This window comes from Acinetobacter sp. Tr-809 (assembly GCF_011753255.1).
Classification (GTDB): Bacteria; Pseudomonadota; Gammaproteobacteria; order Pseudomonadales; family Moraxellaceae; genus Acinetobacter.
Genome location: NZ_VWVZ01000002.1, coordinates 507,157 through 522,818 on the forward strand (window position 1 = coordinate 507,157; position 15,662 = coordinate 522,818).

The 15,662-nt window shown below is 40.1% G+C and carries 14 protein-coding genes; 7 read left to right on the top strand and 7 right to left on the bottom strand.

The features are described 5' to 3' along the window. The first annotated feature begins 8 nt into the window (after window positions 1-8). The 4 genes from F3J02_RS06380 to gyrA all read left to right on the top strand — a co-directional run bounded on the left by F3J02_RS06380 (window position 9) and on the right by gyrA (window position 5,892). Entirely contained in the window at window positions 9-851 is an 843-nt protein-coding gene (locus F3J02_RS06380) for a helix-turn-helix domain-containing protein (protein WP_167248392.1), read from the top strand. Between the two features lie 84 nt (window positions 852-935). After that, window positions 936-1,898 (top strand): MBL fold metallo-hydrolase, encoded by a 963-nt coding sequence (locus tag F3J02_RS06385; protein ID WP_171526038.1) that lies wholly within the window; start codon window positions 936-938, stop codon window positions 1,896-1,898. Between the two features lie 263 nt (window positions 1,899-2,161). Continuing rightward, on the top strand, window positions 2,162-2,812 hold the full coding sequence (locus tag F3J02_RS06390) for a hypothetical protein (RefSeq protein WP_167248207.1): 651 nt from the start codon (window positions 2,162-2,164) through the stop codon (window positions 2,810-2,812). 347 nt (window positions 2,813-3,159) lie between these two features. After that, a complete protein-coding gene (gene gyrA, locus F3J02_RS06395) occupies window positions 3,160-5,892 on the top strand; it encodes a DNA gyrase subunit A (RefSeq protein WP_167248208.1) in 2,733 nt (910 codons plus the stop codon). A 24-nt stretch (window positions 5,893-5,916) separates the two neighbouring features. On the opposite strand, the gene F3J02_RS06400 is transcribed toward gyrA, so the two are convergent. From F3J02_RS06400 to F3J02_RS06415, 4 genes are read right to left on the bottom strand one after another with little or no spacing between them, the layout of a single operon-like run. Then, the gene (locus F3J02_RS06400) at window positions 5,917-7,029 is read right to left on the bottom strand and encodes an ABC transporter permease (protein ID WP_167248209.1); all 1,113 of its coding nucleotides are present in this window, start codon (window positions 7,027-7,029) and stop codon (window positions 5,917-5,919) included. Continuing rightward, window positions 7,026-8,156 (bottom strand): ABC transporter permease, encoded by a 1,131-nt coding sequence (locus tag F3J02_RS06405; RefSeq protein ID WP_167248210.1) that lies wholly within the window; start codon window positions 8,154-8,156, stop codon window positions 7,026-7,028. The genes F3J02_RS06400 and F3J02_RS06405 overlap by 4 nt, the downstream gene beginning before the upstream one ends. Before the next feature lie 3 nt (window positions 8,157-8,159). Continuing rightward, window positions 8,160-9,317: an HlyD family secretion protein gene (locus F3J02_RS06410; protein ID WP_167248211.1), complete on the bottom strand. Its 1,158-nt coding sequence runs from the start codon at window positions 9,315-9,317 to the stop codon at window positions 8,160-8,162. A gap of 12 nt (window positions 9,318-9,329) precedes the next feature. After that, a complete protein-coding gene (locus tag F3J02_RS06415; RefSeq protein ID WP_167248212.1) occupies window positions 9,330-10,826 on the bottom strand; it encodes a TolC family protein in 1,497 nt (498 codons plus the stop codon). A 348-nt stretch (window positions 10,827-11,174) separates the two neighbouring features. On the opposite strand from F3J02_RS06415, the gene serC reads away from it, so the two are divergent. After that, complete coding sequence (gene serC, locus F3J02_RS06420) at window positions 11,175-12,254, top strand: 3-phosphoserine/phosphohydroxythreonine transaminase (protein WP_167248213.1); 1,080 nt, start codon at window positions 11,175-11,177, stop codon at window positions 12,252-12,254. Between the two features lie 76 nt (window positions 12,255-12,330). On the opposite strand, the gene F3J02_RS06425 is transcribed toward serC, so the two are convergent. Then, entirely contained in the window at window positions 12,331-12,474 is a 144-nt protein-coding gene (locus F3J02_RS06425) for a hypothetical protein (protein ID WP_004654651.1), read from the bottom strand. A 36-nt stretch (window positions 12,475-12,510) separates the two neighbouring features. Continuing rightward, on the bottom strand, window positions 12,511-13,449 hold the full coding sequence (locus F3J02_RS06430; protein ID WP_167248214.1) for a hypothetical protein: 939 nt from the start codon (window positions 13,447-13,449) through the stop codon (window positions 12,511-12,513). A 233-nt stretch (window positions 13,450-13,682) separates the two neighbouring features. Here F3J02_RS06430 and F3J02_RS06435 point away from each other — a divergent pair, with 233 nt between their 5' ends. Beyond that, a complete protein-coding gene (locus F3J02_RS06435; protein ID WP_167248215.1) occupies window positions 13,683-14,153 on the top strand; it encodes a YaiI/YqxD family protein in 471 nt (156 codons plus the stop codon). A gap of 7 nt (window positions 14,154-14,160) precedes the next feature. Then, complete coding sequence (locus F3J02_RS06440; protein WP_167248216.1) at window positions 14,161-15,054, top strand: DMT family transporter; 894 nt, start codon at window positions 14,161-14,163, stop codon at window positions 15,052-15,054. Between the two features lie 14 nt (window positions 15,055-15,068). Here the strand turns inward: F3J02_RS06440 and F3J02_RS06445 are convergent, their stop codons facing one another. Beyond that, window positions 15,069-15,650 (bottom strand): PilZ domain-containing protein, encoded by a 582-nt coding sequence (locus F3J02_RS06445; protein WP_167248217.1) that lies wholly within the window; start codon window positions 15,648-15,650, stop codon window positions 15,069-15,071. Between the last annotated feature and the right edge of the window lie 12 nt (window positions 15,651-15,662).

The window sequence follows — 15,662 nt, forward strand, 5'->3', positions numbered from 1 at the left end:
TCATGATTATGAATATTAATTCTTCGGCTTCAATACAAGCTGATCATTTACATCATTCACTGGTTAAATTAGCACGCGCAGATATGGCGCGGGATTATTTGTGTATTCGGGCGAAAAATCAGCATGGCCTGTCAAATATTAAAGTGAATCGGCTGCACATGGGGATTGTTCTACATGGGCAACAGCGATTGAATATTTATAACAAACAGATAGCGCTCAACGCTGGCGATCTTTTTATTATTAAGCCTGATACCGTAGCGGATACGATGAATATCCCAGATCCAGAGACAGGTGAATATTTGACGATTCTGGTGCCGATGTGTGAAGAGGTGATTCATGCTGCACAGATGATTTGGGCCAAGCCGATTACGGATAAAACAGAATCTGTCTTAAGATTTTCAATCACGGATTTTGCGGAGTCTCTGGTTGAGTGGCAAACGGCTTTGTTTCAACAAGATCTGGTTAAAGCTCGCCTATGTATTGCTGCGATACTGGTACAGTTATGTCAACAGCATTGTGCTGATGTACTCATTCTCCCTCCACCAAAACTGGCAATGCAAATTTACCAATGGGTTATAGATGACCCGCAGCATCAATGGCAATCCAGTGAAATTGAAATGCGTTTAGGTTTAAGTAGTGCCACACTGCGTCGTAAACTGAGCCATGAGCAGACTTCCTTGAGAGAAATCATTACTCAGGCACGGCTTGCTTATGCATTGGAGTTGTTATACTCAAATAAGCTACCGATGAAAACGATTGCAGCAAAATCTGGTTATCAATCTACTGCAACGTTTCGTGAACGGTTTATGCAGCGTTATAAAGTCGATCCCACAGTTTTATCATTGCAATAATCTAAATTGAGCGATTCACGTAGATGATTGAGCGATTTCCATCTCTATAAATAGTTAGATTTAAATCAATCAAATATCTAGGTGATGAGTGTGAAATTATTAAAACCTATCCTAATAGCGTTACTCTCTAGTGCCAGCACAATATATGCTGAATCCAAACCACAGGTACAACAGGTTAATGGGTATTTTTTACAGCCTGTCGGTAATCTAAAAGTTACGGCTTTGTTTGATGGGGAGTTGGGATTACCACGCAGTGATTTGTTGGGTATTTCAACAGAGAAAGCCAATCAGCTATTCAAAGAGAATTTTGTACCAGTCGATGAACACAATCATATCGTGACCGACTTTTCTGCTTATCTCGTACAGACACCAACACAAAATATCTTAATTGATGCGGGCACGGCAAAATGTTTTGGCCCGAGCTTGGGCTATGTCCCTGAAAATTTGAAAAAGGCAGGGGTACAACCTGAGCAAATTGATACCATTCTAATTACCCATGCGCACCCTGATCATCTATGTGGAATTACACTGGATGGAACAATGGCTTATCCGAATGCCAAAGTTTATCTGGCCAAAGAGGATGTGAACTATTGGACATCGGCAGAGAATGAAGCAAAAGCCACTGATTTTTTTAAACCTTTGTTTAAAATGACACGTAATGCGTTAAAACCTTACCAGCAGGCTGGGCAGTTGATTGCTTTCACCAAAGACTCGTTTATGGTTCCGAATGTTGAATTAATTACCACACATGGTCATACCGAAGGCCACTCATCTTATTTAGTCGATGGTCAGAATGGGCAAAAGTTTTTGGGTTTGGGAGATGTAGTGCATTATGCTGCGGTACAATTTCCTTATACTGAAGTAAGTTATAAACCTGACACAGATTCTCAGCAGGCAATTGCGGTTCGTAAAAATATCTTTGAGCAAGCCTATCAAAATCAGTGGTGGGTCGGCGCTGCCCATGTTGCTTTCCCAGGGATTGGTCATATCGGAAAAAATAGCAAGGGTTACCAATGGATTCCTGCTCAATATCGACCAGAGCAGTGAATTTTAGATGTTAATGAAGGGAAGGAGCGATAAATTGGATATTTCTCAATATGGGAGTTGCTTTTAAGTTTTATCTTCTAATTGAAGGTTTAAAGTTTTGAAACAGAGCGTTTTGTTTGTAGGATGATCCTTTTTGTATTTAATACATTGATTTATATTATTTTAATTTATTTTTTTGTTTATGGTTAATTTCAATTAAGTCTAAAGTGTACTCATCAGTACACTTTTGCTAAACTTTTATTTTCAATCATATTTATTGAATAATGAAGTTTGATTTCCGTTTAAATAGAGTGGCATTACTCTTATTCTCCCTATTATTGAGTACTGCATTTTTGGCAATAGCGCAAGGACCATTGCTTCTGACTTGGGATGTACATCTCATTGAAGATATTCAAGCAGTTATGCTATTGGCTTGTGTCCCATTTACGTGGTTCTATATGAAACCTAAAACGCTAACAGAGCAAAAGAAATGGTTCTGGATGTGGGCTATTGCATGGTGGTTTATGTTTTTTGGCCGCAGTATTAGTTGGGGGCGTGATTTTTTCCCTGAAGTTCCCCATATTTATTATCGGGTTATTTCTGTTTTTGTCATTGCTCCCGTCGTTGTGATGCTATTTTCTTCTCATTTACGCGCAGAGATTGAGTATAAGTTTCATGAAGTGAAGTTTCCATTTTGGTATTTATTGATTGCAGTCCTATCTTTATTCTTTGCTGATAGTGTTGAGCATCATCGCTTTATTTATAAATGGCTATTCAGTGATGCTATGAATCAGGACATTGTAGAAGAGTTGTATGAAACACCTTTTATTTTTGCTTTATTCTTCATGGCATTTTATTTCATGAAACAAGACCAAGTTGAAGTAACTGAGTCAGAAGCGCTTCCAATTCAAGCCAAGTCAGGTACTTATTCTTAATCATTTGATGTGGCTCATCTCAGTTTTAGAGCTTGAGCCTAATTAAAATTAGTACATTAAATTTATTCCTTTTATCCCCTCATTTGATGATCTTTTGCCCAAAATGGGTAAGAATCTATTTTTATCTGTCTGTCTTGCATTTGATAATTTTAAGTTGTTAATTTATATGTAATTTTTATTGTAAAAAAATGCTATTTTTCAAAGTTTAAACTCACAGTTGGTTTGTCCTTTGTGCTATAATTTTTCGCTGTATTTTTTATTTTTAGTTCAAGCTCTTGAGCTAAAATTTTGCAAGATTGAAGACATAAAAACAGGTACAACTCTCTACCTGTAAACAAGGAGTATGCATGAGCGTATCGGAAATCAGACCGATTGCCATTGAGGACGAACTCAAGCATTCATATCTAGATTACGCGATGAGCGTAATTGTATCTCGTGCATTGCCAGATGTTAGAGACGGTCTAAAACCTGTTCATCGTCGCGTATTATATGCGATGCACGAATTGGGCAATGATTATAACAAAGCGTACAAAAAGTCTGCTCGTGTTGTCGGTGACGTGATCGGTAAATATCACCCTCATGGTGACAGTGCAGTATACGAAACTATTGTTCGTATGGCGCAGGACTTCAGCTTGCGTTACATGTTGGTTGATGGTCAGGGTAACTTCGGTTCGGTCGATGGGGATAGCGCGGCAGCAATGCGTTATACCGAAGTTCGTATGCAGAAACTAACCCATGAAATCTTGGCTGATCTAGAAAAAGATACGGTCGATTGGGAAGATAACTACGACGGTTCTGAACGTATTCCTCAGGTGATGCCAACGCGTATTCCAAATCTTTTGATTAATGGTACGACAGGTATTGCGGTGGGTATGGCGACCAATATGGCGCCACACAACATGACTGAGGTGGTCAATGCATGTTTGGCTTATGCCAATAACCCGAATATTTCTATTGAAGGTTTGATGGAGCATATTACCGGCCCAGATTTCCCTACAGGCGGTATTATTTACGGTAAATCAGGCATTGTTGATGCTTACCGTACAGGTAAAGGCCGTTTACATATTCGTGGTAAGTATCACTTTGAAGAAGACCAAAAAACTGGCCGTACTACGATTGTTTTTACTGAAATTCCTTATCAAGTCAACAAAGCAAAAACCATTGAGCGTATTGCTGAGTTAGTCAAAGAAAAGAAACTTGAAGGCATTTCTGAGCTTCGTGACGAATCTGATAAAGATGGTATGCGTATTGCCATCGATTTGAAGCGTGGTGAAAATGCTGAAGTTGCGGTGAATAATTTATTCTTGCATACGCAATTGCAAAATTCGTTCAGCATCAACATGGTCTGCCTAGACAATGGTCAGCCAAAGTTGATGAACCTAAAAGATATTATTGCGGCATTTATTCGTCACCGCCAAGAAGTAGTGACGCGCCGTACCATGTACGAATTGCGTAAAGCACGCGAGCGTGGTCATATCTTAGAAGGTTTGACGGTTGCATTAGCCAATATTGATGCAATTATTGAAACCATCAAAACTTCTGCTAACCCAGCTGAAGCGCGTGAGCGTTTACAAGCAGGTGAGTGGGCGGGTGGCGGTGTGGTTGCATTGCTTGAAAAAGCAGGTGCGATTTCTGTTCGTCCAGATGAGATCGAAGGCGAAGACCCAGCGCGTCCATTTGGTTTGTCTGGTGATATCTATCGTTTGTCACCAACTCAAGTTGGCGCGATCTTAGAATTACGTCTACACCGTTTAACGGGCTTAGAGCAAGACAAGTTACACGCTGAATATACTGAAATTTTGGGTCAAATTGCTGAATTAACTGCAATTCTAAATGACTTCAATTTGTTGATGAATGTGATTCGTGAAGAACTTGCGTTGATTTTGCAGCAATATGGTGATGGTCGCCGTACTGAAATTGTAGAGTCTGGTGTTGATTTCTGCCGTGAAGATTTGATTCCTGAAGAACAGGTTGTATTGACTGTTTCGCAAACAGGTTATGCAAAAACTCAACCACTTTCTGACTATCAAGCGCAACGTCGTGGTGGTCGTGGTAAGTCTGCAACAGCAATGAAAGATGATGACATCATCCAGCATTTAATTGTGGCATCAAACCATGCAACGGTACTGTGCTTTACCAATGTCGGTAAAGTCTATCGCTTGAGAGTGTTTGAAGTGCCACAAGCTTCACGTGGTGCAAAAGGTCGTCCAATTATCAATTTGCTTCCACTAGATGCGAATGAAACTGTAACTGCAATCTTGCCATTGACGGAATTCCCTGAGAATCACTATGTGTTTATGGCAACGGCATCGGGTACGGTAAAACGTGTTGAACTTGCACAATTTAGTAATGTGCGTTCAAACGGTTTACGTGCGATTGAGCTAAACGAAGAAGATACCTTGATTGGTGTTGCAATTACCGATGGTAATCAGCAGATCATGTTGTTCTCGAACGAAGGTAAGGCAATCCGTTTTGCTGAAACTGATGTTCGTGCGATGGGTCGTACTGCGAAAGGCGTACGCGGTATGCGCGTAAGCTTCGCAAGCAATACCATTGAAGCTGATGATGCTGACGTTGAAAATGATGATTCTGATGATAATGATGATTCGTCGGATTCAAATGTAATCAGCCGTATCGTTTCACTGGTGGTTGTACCTGAAACTGGCGAAGTGCTTTGTGCATGTGCGAATGGTTATGGTAAGCGTACACCGGTTGATGACTTCCCGACCAAGAAACGTGGTGGTAAGGGTGTGATTGCGATCAAGACCAGCGAACGTAATGGTGAGCTTGTGGGTGCCGTATCGATTGATGAAACCAAAGAACTCATGTTGATTTCTGATGGTGGTACATTGGTCCGTACCCGTGCTGCGGAAGTTGCAACTACAGGTCGTAATGCGCAAGGTGTCCGTTTGATTCGTTTAAGTGATGCTGAAACCTTAGTCGGTGTTGTTTCGATTGAAGCTGTAGAAGATGACGAAGAGTTGTTAGATTCGACAGAAGAAGTAGAAAATACTGAAGCCGAAGCAATCACTTCTGAAGAAGTGGCTGTTGAGCAAAAGGATGATAAGCCAGAAGCGTAAATACTCTGATCGTAAAAAAGGAAGCTAATTAGCTTCCTTTTTTATTGGTTTCATCATGACCAAGCGATAATAAGAAATTGCCAATAATATTGCAGCGACTGTCGCAAGATAAATTAGCTTCGGTACAACAATTGATGTTGGTACACCCATCTGATTGAGTTGAACAAACATTTGTACACCATGGGTGGAAGGTAATGTCCATGCAAAGTATTGCATCCAATGCGGCATGGCCTCATGAGGCCATGCGGTACCTGTCAGCAAGAACAAAGGCACAGAAGTCACTACAATCAAATGACCAACTCGCTCTGGCATATCAACCAGTGAACCCACCAACATACCCAAGCCAATCACGCAGCTGACATAGATCGGCACGGCAAGCAGCATGCCCCAAAAATTGCCACCATGGGGATATTCATATAGCCAGAAGGTAAAGCCAAATAGATACAGGCAGCCTAAACAACCTGTGGTAAAGATGGCTGCAAAAGTGGCCCAGAACTCTACGGGTTTTGCCACCCATCCTTGTTCACGGTAACTGGCAATGAGCATCGCCAAGCCGAGCAGAATAGTCTGATGAATAATCAAACTGGCCACAGCAGGGAAGATGTAGCTGCCATAACCAGACATCGTGTTAAACAATGGAATTTGATGGATCGAAAGTTCTGGCTCAAACGCAGAGGCACTGCCAAACTTTTCGAGATGCTCTTTCAGGGTGTATTCAATAGAGCCAGCTAAACCAACCCCCACCTCTTTGGTTCGGATGAAATAGGCGGTGCTCAAATACAGCCCAATGCCGCCCATTTCACCGCGTTTTAAGCTATTGGTCAGGTTTTCAGGAAGTAGCAAAATACCTTCAGCTTGCTGGTTTTTCACCATGCGTTGTGCTTCGAGAAAGTTATCTGTCACGGTGGTGATTTTGATGTGAGGACTATTGGATGCTTGGCTAATGATTTTTGAGGTCAAAATGCTCTGCTCTTCATCCACAATCACAATCGGAATATCTTCAGCGGTTTGTGCTTTATAGGCAGTTGGATAGAAAAAGCTATAGAGCAAGATCGCGGCAATGAGTGTGGTAAACACCGAGCTATTGGCAAAAATGTTTTTAAAGGTCTGTAGGTAATAGCCGAAAAATGCTTTCATGAGCATAGCTCCTGAGTATTTTTCTTTAACAGACGTACGCTCAAAGTAAAGAATAAACCTGCAAAGATCAACAATATCCCAAATGGAACCAGTGAAACATACAGATCACTGCCAATAATCCATTGCTCGGTTTGTAGTTTGGCATAAGGGGTGTAGGGAATAATCATTGACCAGAATTGAGTAAATGCGGGTGCATTATTCAAAGGCAGGGTAATCCCAGAAAAGCTTGGCGATGATCCACCGTAGAGTGCAATAAAACCAAAGGTCTTGGGTAAATTCTGTGTTGCCAAAACCACAGTGCTGCTAATCACGGCATAGGCAAAATACAGCAGAAACTGTGCAACAAGAATCAGTGTAAGTGAACCTGCGATAAAGTAACCACGAATATGTGCCAGCCAGAACATCCAGCACCAAGTCCAGGCGCAGAAAATAAAGACATAGAGCAGGATTTTACCCAACAGGCTGGAAATTATTTGTTTTGATTGGACCCATTCACCGACAGTTTTGCGTTTAAACTCTTGACCGATGGCAAAAGCCACACAGCAACATAGTAATAAATGTAAGACTGCTGGCACCATAAAAGGTTCTAGAAACAGTTCATAACTCATGCTTGGGTTATATAGGGGTGAGATCTTGATATGCGGTGTTGGCATATCTAAATAGGGAATAGTATTGGCTAAATAGCTTTGCCCCATATAATCGGCCATTCCATTTAAGGTGCTAATCAACATCGCAGAAGAAATGGTATTACCAATACTAAAAAAAGACTGGTTATAGGCAATACTGATCTGTGCATCTTGGGCTTTGACCAGGCGTTGCTCAGCCCCCTCAGGGATCATTACGAACCCCCAAGCATCGGTTTTATTGATGAGTCGTTCGGCTTCATCTTGGCTGGCAGTAATAGTTTTTACTTTTAAGGTATGATTGATGCTGAGCGCATGAATCACTTTACGGCTCATCTCACTTTGATCTTGGTCAATCACGACAATGGGTAAATGTTCCGCTTTACCAGCGGAAAACATACTGCCAAATAGCAAAATTACCAACAAAGGGGCAATGACCGCCATAAACAAATCCACTTTATGGCGTTTTAAATAGCGCAATTCCCGCAGCATCACTGCAAACATCGCTTATTTTGCCTCTTCAATTTTAAACAACACACTCATGCCAACTTTTAAATCTGGAATGCTTTGTTCTGGTACAAGGTGAAATTTGAAACTACGAATATCATAACCGCCTGTTTGACGCGTAGTTTTAATTGTCGCAAAGTCACCTTCAGCATCAATATTTTTGACTTTGAAAGTTTCTTTACGGTTCAGTGCAGGGATAAACCCTTCAATCGTTTTCATTTTATAAACAGAGCTATACATGTCTTCGCGGACATTTAAGCTGACCCACAAATCATGGTCTTCGATAATACTGACCACAGGAACAGCTGTTGCAACCAGTTCGGTCGGTTTGCCATAGGTCTTAGATACTGTTCCATCTGTTGGTGAATAGAGTTTAGTTTCTTCAGTTAAGGCATTGGCTTCTTTCACTGCAGCTTGCGCCATCGCAACTTGTGCATCGGCAGTTGATTTTTGCTGTTCAGTACTACCTCGTTTGGCACGCGCATATTGTTGGTACGATGCCTCTGCTGTTTCACGTGCAGAGGTTTGTGCTGCCAGCATTTCATCACGACGTTGGCGAGAAATCACGCCTTGTTGAAATAAGGTTTCACCACGCTTGTAGGTTGTTGCTGCTAATTCAGCTTGGGTTTTCATTGCTTGCCAATTGGCATAGAGCGTATCGATATTTTCTTGTTGTGCACCACGATACACGGTCGAATGAAAAGCGGTTGCACTTTGTAAAGCGGCTTGTGCCTGTTCTTTTTTAGCCTCTAACTCAGGACTGACAAAACGAACTAAGGCCTGACCTTTTTTAACAGGCTGACCTTCAGATACATAAAACTCTTCAATACGGCTCGGTACTTTGGTGCTGATATGTACGGTTTCTGACTCAACCCGACCTTGTAATTCAATGGCTTGCGGCTGATAGGCTTTCCATAAACCAAAGGCAATCAGACCTAAAAGCAAAATTAAAATAATTAAGCCGATGATTTTTGCCTTACCTTTTTTTGCGGGCTCTGTAGGAGGCAATTGTTGATTTGAGGTCTCAGGTCTCGGCTGTTCTACTTTTTCTGTAGGGGTGAATTGCACTTGAGATGATTCAGAAGCTTGGGTCTCAGTCTTATTGTCCACTTGATCTGTACCGCGTTCTGAATTGGATGATGATTGATCTTGGCTCATAAATTTCTCCAATTAACGGATATAGTCTGTACGTGGTTGATTAACATAAAGCTTGAACTCATCAATCGAACCATAGCTTTGTAATAAAGTGGCTAAAGATAAGATGTATTTATATGAATTTATCGCCATCTCACTTCTTAATGCACTGAATGCATTTTGTGCATCAATCACTTGAGTCGCTGTGCCCATACCTTCTTTAAATGAAAGCTGTTGGATGCGTAAGTTTTCTTGTGCGGCTTTGGTGTTTTGGGTCAGTAGTTGGTGGCTGGTCTGAGACGCGTTTAATTCGCTATATGATTTGTACAGCACATTTTCGACTTCTTGCTTGGTGCGTTCGGTCATGAGCTCAGCAGCGTATTTTTTCAGTTCGGCAGCACGGATATTTTTGTTGTTATCAATACCTGAGAATAAATTGTATTTCGCCATCACGCCCACAATCCAATTCTCTTTATTGTCCAACCCATATTCACCAAAGGCAAAAACACTTGGTTTCTTCGCAGATTGTTGAACTTTGACATTTTCATTGGCAAGTTGGGTATCCATTTGCAGCTTTTTAATCAAACTGGAGTTTTGATCATAATTTGCAAGTAGTTTATCCAAAGAATGATTTTGTGCATTATTCACAAATAGTGGGGTGGTGAGGTTTAAGCCTTCTTTAGTCTGTAATAGGTTTTTTAGACTAAACTGGCTCGCTTGCAGATTCGACTGAGCATTTTGATAGGTGCGTTCTGCATTATTGCGCGCCACTTCAAATTGCATCCGTTGGCCTTTATTAATAAAACCTTGCTTCTCTAATTTAAGTGCATTGTTATAGTGTTCTTGCATTGCATTTAAATTAAACAGGCTGGCATTGAGTAACTGTTGTTGTAATTGCACATTAAAATAGGATTGGATCATTTCAAAGCGTTGCGAATCTTGTTGTTGTTTTTCGCTGATATTTGAGCGTTGTGCTTGAATCGTTGCAATCTGTTTGGCACTGTTAATTTTACCGCCAGTATAGAGTGGCATTACCATTGAAATTGAAGTGCGCACATCATGGTCTTTCACCGTGACATCCAGATTATTGGGAACCTGATTTAAACCTTCTTGTACAGTTTGATCAAAACCTTGGCTGACTTGATCAATGACTTCTGGAGGAAGCACATTGCCCCATTGCGACAATTTATCATCAAAGCCCCGCGTGAGGGAGTTTTCGAGTCGACGTTTACTCGATTCCAAAGGTACGCTGGTTTCACTATGAAATGAGTAAGCACGAGCATTTAAGTCAATACGTGGTAAACCTAAATGCTTCACGGCTTCCATTTCAAGCTGTGAGGCTTGCTGTAAAGCTTGTTGTGCTTGTGTCCCGTAAGCATTTTCCACAACATATTGTTCAGCTTGGCTATAACTTAATGTCTGTGCAGATAGTACCGTTGAAAATAGAGCACAGCTAATTAAGCTTATGCTCAAGCTTAACTTTTTAGGAAACCGTTTGACCTGAAAAATCGGTCGATCATGTCGTCTCAACATTAGGGTAGGTCGCAATTTAATAATATCCTGAGTTAGTCTAAATTCTTTTTATAAAATTAAAATAATATGTTTTTAATTAAATAGTTATATCTCTAGGATTGGTGTAGTGAAATTGTAAAAAGTAGAGTTTTTAATCTAATTAAAACTGGTGAAATTCGGGTTGATTAAATCAGAAAATAGACCTTTGCATTGACGCTTAAAATAAATGTAATGACAAAGGCATGATGGAAAAATTAGTACTATTTTCTCAATCAAATTGAAATATTTACTGGATAAGCTGCTGCAAGCTTCGCCAATCTATGGTTAAATTCCCATTCCAATTTGTTCCACTTTAACAAGGGAAAACTCATGCGTGCTTATAATTTCTGCGCTGGTCCTGCTGCATTACCTACTGCCGTTTTAGAAAAAGCTCAACAAGAATTGTTGAATTGGCAAGGCAAAGGTCTGTCGATCATGGAAATGAGTCATCGTAGCAATGACTATGTGGCTGTGGCAGAGAAGGCTGAAGCTGATTTACGTAAGCTCATGAACATTCCTGAGAACTATAAAGTCTTATTTTTACAAGGTGGTGCATCGCTACAATTTTCAGCGATCCCCCTGAATTTATTGGGTAAAAATAACAAGGCCGATTATATCGATACAGGTATTTGGTCTGAGAAAGCGCTAAAAGAAGCAAAGCGCTATGGCGACATTAATGTGGTTAAAGCAGGTACTTTAATTGATGGTAAGCATGGCATCACAGCACAAAGTACTTGGAACCTTTCTAATGATGCTGCTTATGTGCATTATGCTGATAATGAAACTATTGGTGGGTTGCAATTTGCGAGCATTCCAGAAGTGGATGCACCTTTAGTCTGTGATTATTCATCTAGTATCCTGTCTGCACCTTTAGATGTCAGCAAGTTTGGTCTGATCTATGCGGGTGCGCAAAAGAATATTGGCCCAGCAGGTTTAACCATTGTCATTATTCGTGATGATTTGTTGGATCAAGCGAAACCTGAAATTCCAAGCATCTTAAAATATGCAGATCAGGCTAAAAATGGATCAATGGTGAATACTCCTGCGACTTATGCGTGGTATTTATCTGGTCTGGTATTTGAGTGGTTGCTTGAGCAGGGTGGGGTAGATGCGATCTATAAAGTGAATCAAGAGAAAGCAAAACTGCTTTATGGTTATATTGATTCAAGCGATTTTTATAACAACCCAATTGCCATTCCAAACCGTTCAATGATGAACGTTCCATTCACTTTGGCAGATGAAGCGCTTGAAAAAACCTTCTTAAAAGAAGCAGAGCAAAACCATTTGTTAAACTTAGCAGGTCATCGCTCAGTTGGTGGTATGCGTGCAAGTATTTACAATGCTGTACCATTGGAAGGGGTTCAAGCATTGGTGAGCTTTATGGATGAGTTTGCGAAACGTCATGGTTAAGCAATAGAGTGTTGCTAAAATAAAAGCCCTCAACATTGAGGGCTTTTATTTGTGAATAGGGTAGTGGTCAAAAAGTTTAAAAAAAGCCAATTCGATGAAACATGAGTGCTGCTAAAAACATACCAAGTAAAAAAAAGCAAAAAGCACCAACATCAAGTTTAAGACCTTGATCACTCGAATGAATCAGACTGGTGGTCGTTTGTTCTGGTATAATTTTCATTAGAACGCCTAAAAATGCCATTTATGTGATTTTTTGTCACTTAAGTGCAGTTTTAGCATAAATATTCGCCTGAATCCATAGGTTACCGCGAATATATTGGCCAATGTTAAAGTTTTTATACAATTCATTTTTAGTTGCAATACGAATCAGGATTGCAGGCAAATCATCTTCTAATACCAGCGTCACATCATAAAGGGTATATTCGTCCTGCATAAACTGCATTGACGTTTTACCTACGATATTACCTTGGAACCAAGCTTCATCTTCTTGGCCTAATGTCTCACCAAATAAGTAAGCCACCATTTTAGAAAAGTCGACTGTAACAGGTTCTTGATCTTCAGGAGTTTTTGGCTGCCAGTCATTAATCAATTCCTGTAAATTATCTGGGGCGACACCATTATGTTCTGTCAAAATTGCATTTAATGCACGGTGGTGTTTTATTGAAGCGGGATCATCAACAATGATTTTTTCATCGGCCGAAACAGTTTCTAATTCATATGCCCAAGCATTAAATTGAACTTGATAGGTGTGATTTTTGTCATATTGGCAACTATTTACGCTGAATAAATTATCGAAGGCATAAATAATGGTATTTTTATTTAAATTTAAACGTAATACTGCTTGAGTCGAAGAATCGCAGGTAATAATTCGCTCGATTTGCGCATCATATTTATAAGGGCTTTCAAAACTTGGAAATGCAGTTTTTAATGCGCGTGGTTTTTGATCTTCAACCGCAATAATTTGATTAATCGAAACAGCTTCGCCACTCGGACCTTGAATCAACCAGAATGATTGATCCATTTCATGTTCATCCTGACAAAGACCCATCGGCATTACTGGTGCATCAAGAGCCAATCCTAACCATTTGGGAACATCCGTTTCGGGAGTATCTGTCAATAAGTTCCAATGCTCGACATGATTACCGAAATTTTGATCTTGAATTTTAATGATTTCTGGACTGTTTTGATTTTTCATAAAGCGTAATGCTAAAAAGATTGAACTTACCCTATTAAATCGAGGGTAACTGGTATTTTTCAAGTCTGAATCTGTAATTCTCTACAAATTAATTTATTTTTTAGCGTGTAATATCAATATGCTGTTCGGACAAGATAAAAAGAAACAACTGCTCTGATTGCATGAAGGATCTTCATTCTACTTTTACCGTAATCTGTTACACTATATTTTTCTTTTCATGAGCTTTTGCTAACGTGCTGCCATTTAAATTGTGGGTGGATGCTGATGCTTTGCCTAAAATTTTACGTGATGTGATTCTGCGAGCATCTGATCGTTATCAACTCGAAGTTACTTTTGTTGCCAATCAGAATGTTGGTATTACACCGTCAATGAGGATTAACTCCATTCAAGTGATGAGTGGGGCCGATCAAGCTGATCAAGAAATTGTTGATCGTATGCAAGAGAATGATATTGTCATTACACAAGATATTCCTCTTGCAGCACAAGTGATTGAAAAAGGTGGTATTGCGATTCATCCACGTGGTGAGATCTATACTACTGCAAATGTGAAAGCGCGTCTGCATTTGCGAGATTTTATGGATACTTTACGTGGTGCAGGTGTGCAAACTGGCGGACCTCCTCCGATCTCAGAACGAGACAAGCGAGAGTTTTCAAGTTCACTCGATCAGACCATTTTAAAACAGAAACGTAAAACAGCTTCTTGAGTTTAGTATGCCATCTCGCATTAACTTAATGTTCACTTATGGATTATTGGTATTCATATGGGCAACCACGCCATTAGCCATTGTGTGGAGTGTTTCTGATTTACATCCCATGTGGGCACTGTTGATTCGTTTCTTTATTGCCTTACCTTTGGCTGCCACAGTTTTGTTGCTGTTAAAAGTAAAATTCCCAACCCATATAATTGCATTATTAAGTTACGCTGCAGGCTCATTAAGTCTAATCGGTTCACAAATCTTTACTTACGCGGCAACTGCTTATCTTAGTTCTGGATTGATTGCGTTAATGTTTGGTTTGGCGCCTATTATGGCTGGCCTAATTGGTAGATTTGGCTTCCAGCAAAAACTGGCTGGTTTACAGTGGTTGGGTATGGCGACATCGATTGTCGGATTAGCGATGATCTGCCTCAGTGGTAGTCAGAAACACGTACAACCGTTGGGTATTGTTTTAATGCTGATCAGTGTTTTTTCATACTCTCTATCAATTTTTCTGGTGAAAAAGATTAATGCTGATTTACCTGTTATGGCACAAGCGACAGGTTCAATTTTAGTTTCAACGATATTGGCAAGTATGTTGTTACCTTGGATTTGGCAATATGCACCCACTCATATCCCATCTGCTAAATCACTATTGGCTTTAACCTATACTATTGTTATGGCGTCGCTGATCGCCATGTTTTGCTACTTTAAATTGGTTCAAAATCTCAAGGCAACCACATTATCATTAACAACGGTTATGACACCGATGCTGGCGATCTTGATTGGGGCATACCTGAATCATGAACAATTGTCTGCTCAGGTATTTATTGGTGCGAGTATTATTTTATTTGGCTTACTACTTTATTTCTTTAGAGACTTAAGAGCATATCGCCGTTTAAAAGTATAATGAAAGTGTGTGAATTAAGTACTTTCTGTTTGCTGGCTTTGCTGAACGCTGGCTGCTAATTTGGCTCGATCTTGTGGGTTCAAGGTAATGAAATAGGCGCCAATACGGAACTTGCCTTGTTCATCTGCCGTACTATGTGCCACTTGCGCTGTGGCCGCGATATGGAAGAAATTCTCTGGGTGGCTCAGGGTAATATGGATATAAGTGCCTTCAATAATATCTTGTGAACTATAAAAGCTTAAACCATTTTCCGAAAAATTCACTTGTTCTGGAACGGGCAACAAAGATTGCACGATATTGTCGTAAAAAGAGCCCGTAATCAGATTCAATTTCTGGTTAAAAAGGGATAAGATGCGAGCAATTTGTTGATCTTTTTCATTTAATTGTTCTAATTCGTAGCGAAACGCGTGATCAAATTGATCTAATTCTGCAAGTAGTAGAAAATAGCGCGGTAATACGAAATGAGAGTCATAAGGATCATTCAGCGCAACATCATCTGGAATGATTTGATAGTTGATTCTCAACACGGCATCAATACGAGACATCACTCGACGTTCAGTGTTGTCGTCAACAAGATGATGTTGTGAATTTTCCATAATAAATCACCT

Coding starts and splice junctions, on each gene's coding strand:
- F3J02_RS06380 (WP_167248392.1), top strand. CDS start 9: ATGAATATTAATTCTTCGGCTTCAATACAAGCTGATCATTTACATCAT.
- F3J02_RS06385 (WP_171526038.1), top strand. CDS start 936: ATGAGTGTGAAATTATTAAAACCTATCCTAATAGCGTTACTCTCTAGT.
- F3J02_RS06390 (WP_167248207.1), top strand. CDS start 2,162: ATGAAGTTTGATTTCCGTTTAAATAGAGTGGCATTACTCTTATTCTCC.
- gyrA (WP_167248208.1), top strand. CDS start 3,160: ATGAGCGTATCGGAAATCAGACCGATTGCCATTGAGGACGAACTCAAG.
- F3J02_RS06400 (WP_167248209.1), bottom strand. CDS start 7,029: ATGAAAGCATTTTTCGGCTATTACCTACAGACCTTTAAAAACATTTTT.
- F3J02_RS06405 (WP_167248210.1), bottom strand. CDS start 8,156: ATGTTTGCAGTGATGCTGCGGGAATTGCGCTATTTAAAACGCCATAAA.
- F3J02_RS06410 (WP_167248211.1), bottom strand. CDS start 9,317: ATGAGCCAAGATCAATCATCATCCAATTCAGAACGCGGTACAGATCAA.
- F3J02_RS06415 (WP_167248212.1), bottom strand. CDS start 10,826: ATGTTGAGACGACATGATCGACCGATTTTTCAGGTCAAACGGTTTCCT.
- serC (WP_167248213.1), top strand. CDS start 11,175: ATGCGTGCTTATAATTTCTGCGCTGGTCCTGCTGCATTACCTACTGCC.
- F3J02_RS06425 (WP_004654651.1), bottom strand. CDS start 12,474: ATGAAAATTATACCAGAACAAACGACCACCAGTCTGATTCATTCGAGT.
- F3J02_RS06430 (WP_167248214.1), bottom strand. CDS start 13,449: ATGAAAAATCAAAACAGTCCAGAAATCATTAAAATTCAAGATCAAAAT.
- F3J02_RS06440 (WP_167248216.1), top strand. CDS start 14,161: ATGCCATCTCGCATTAACTTAATGTTCACTTATGGATTATTGGTATTC.
- F3J02_RS06445 (WP_167248217.1), bottom strand. CDS start 15,650: ATGGAAAATTCACAACATCATCTTGTTGACGACAACACTGAACGTCGA.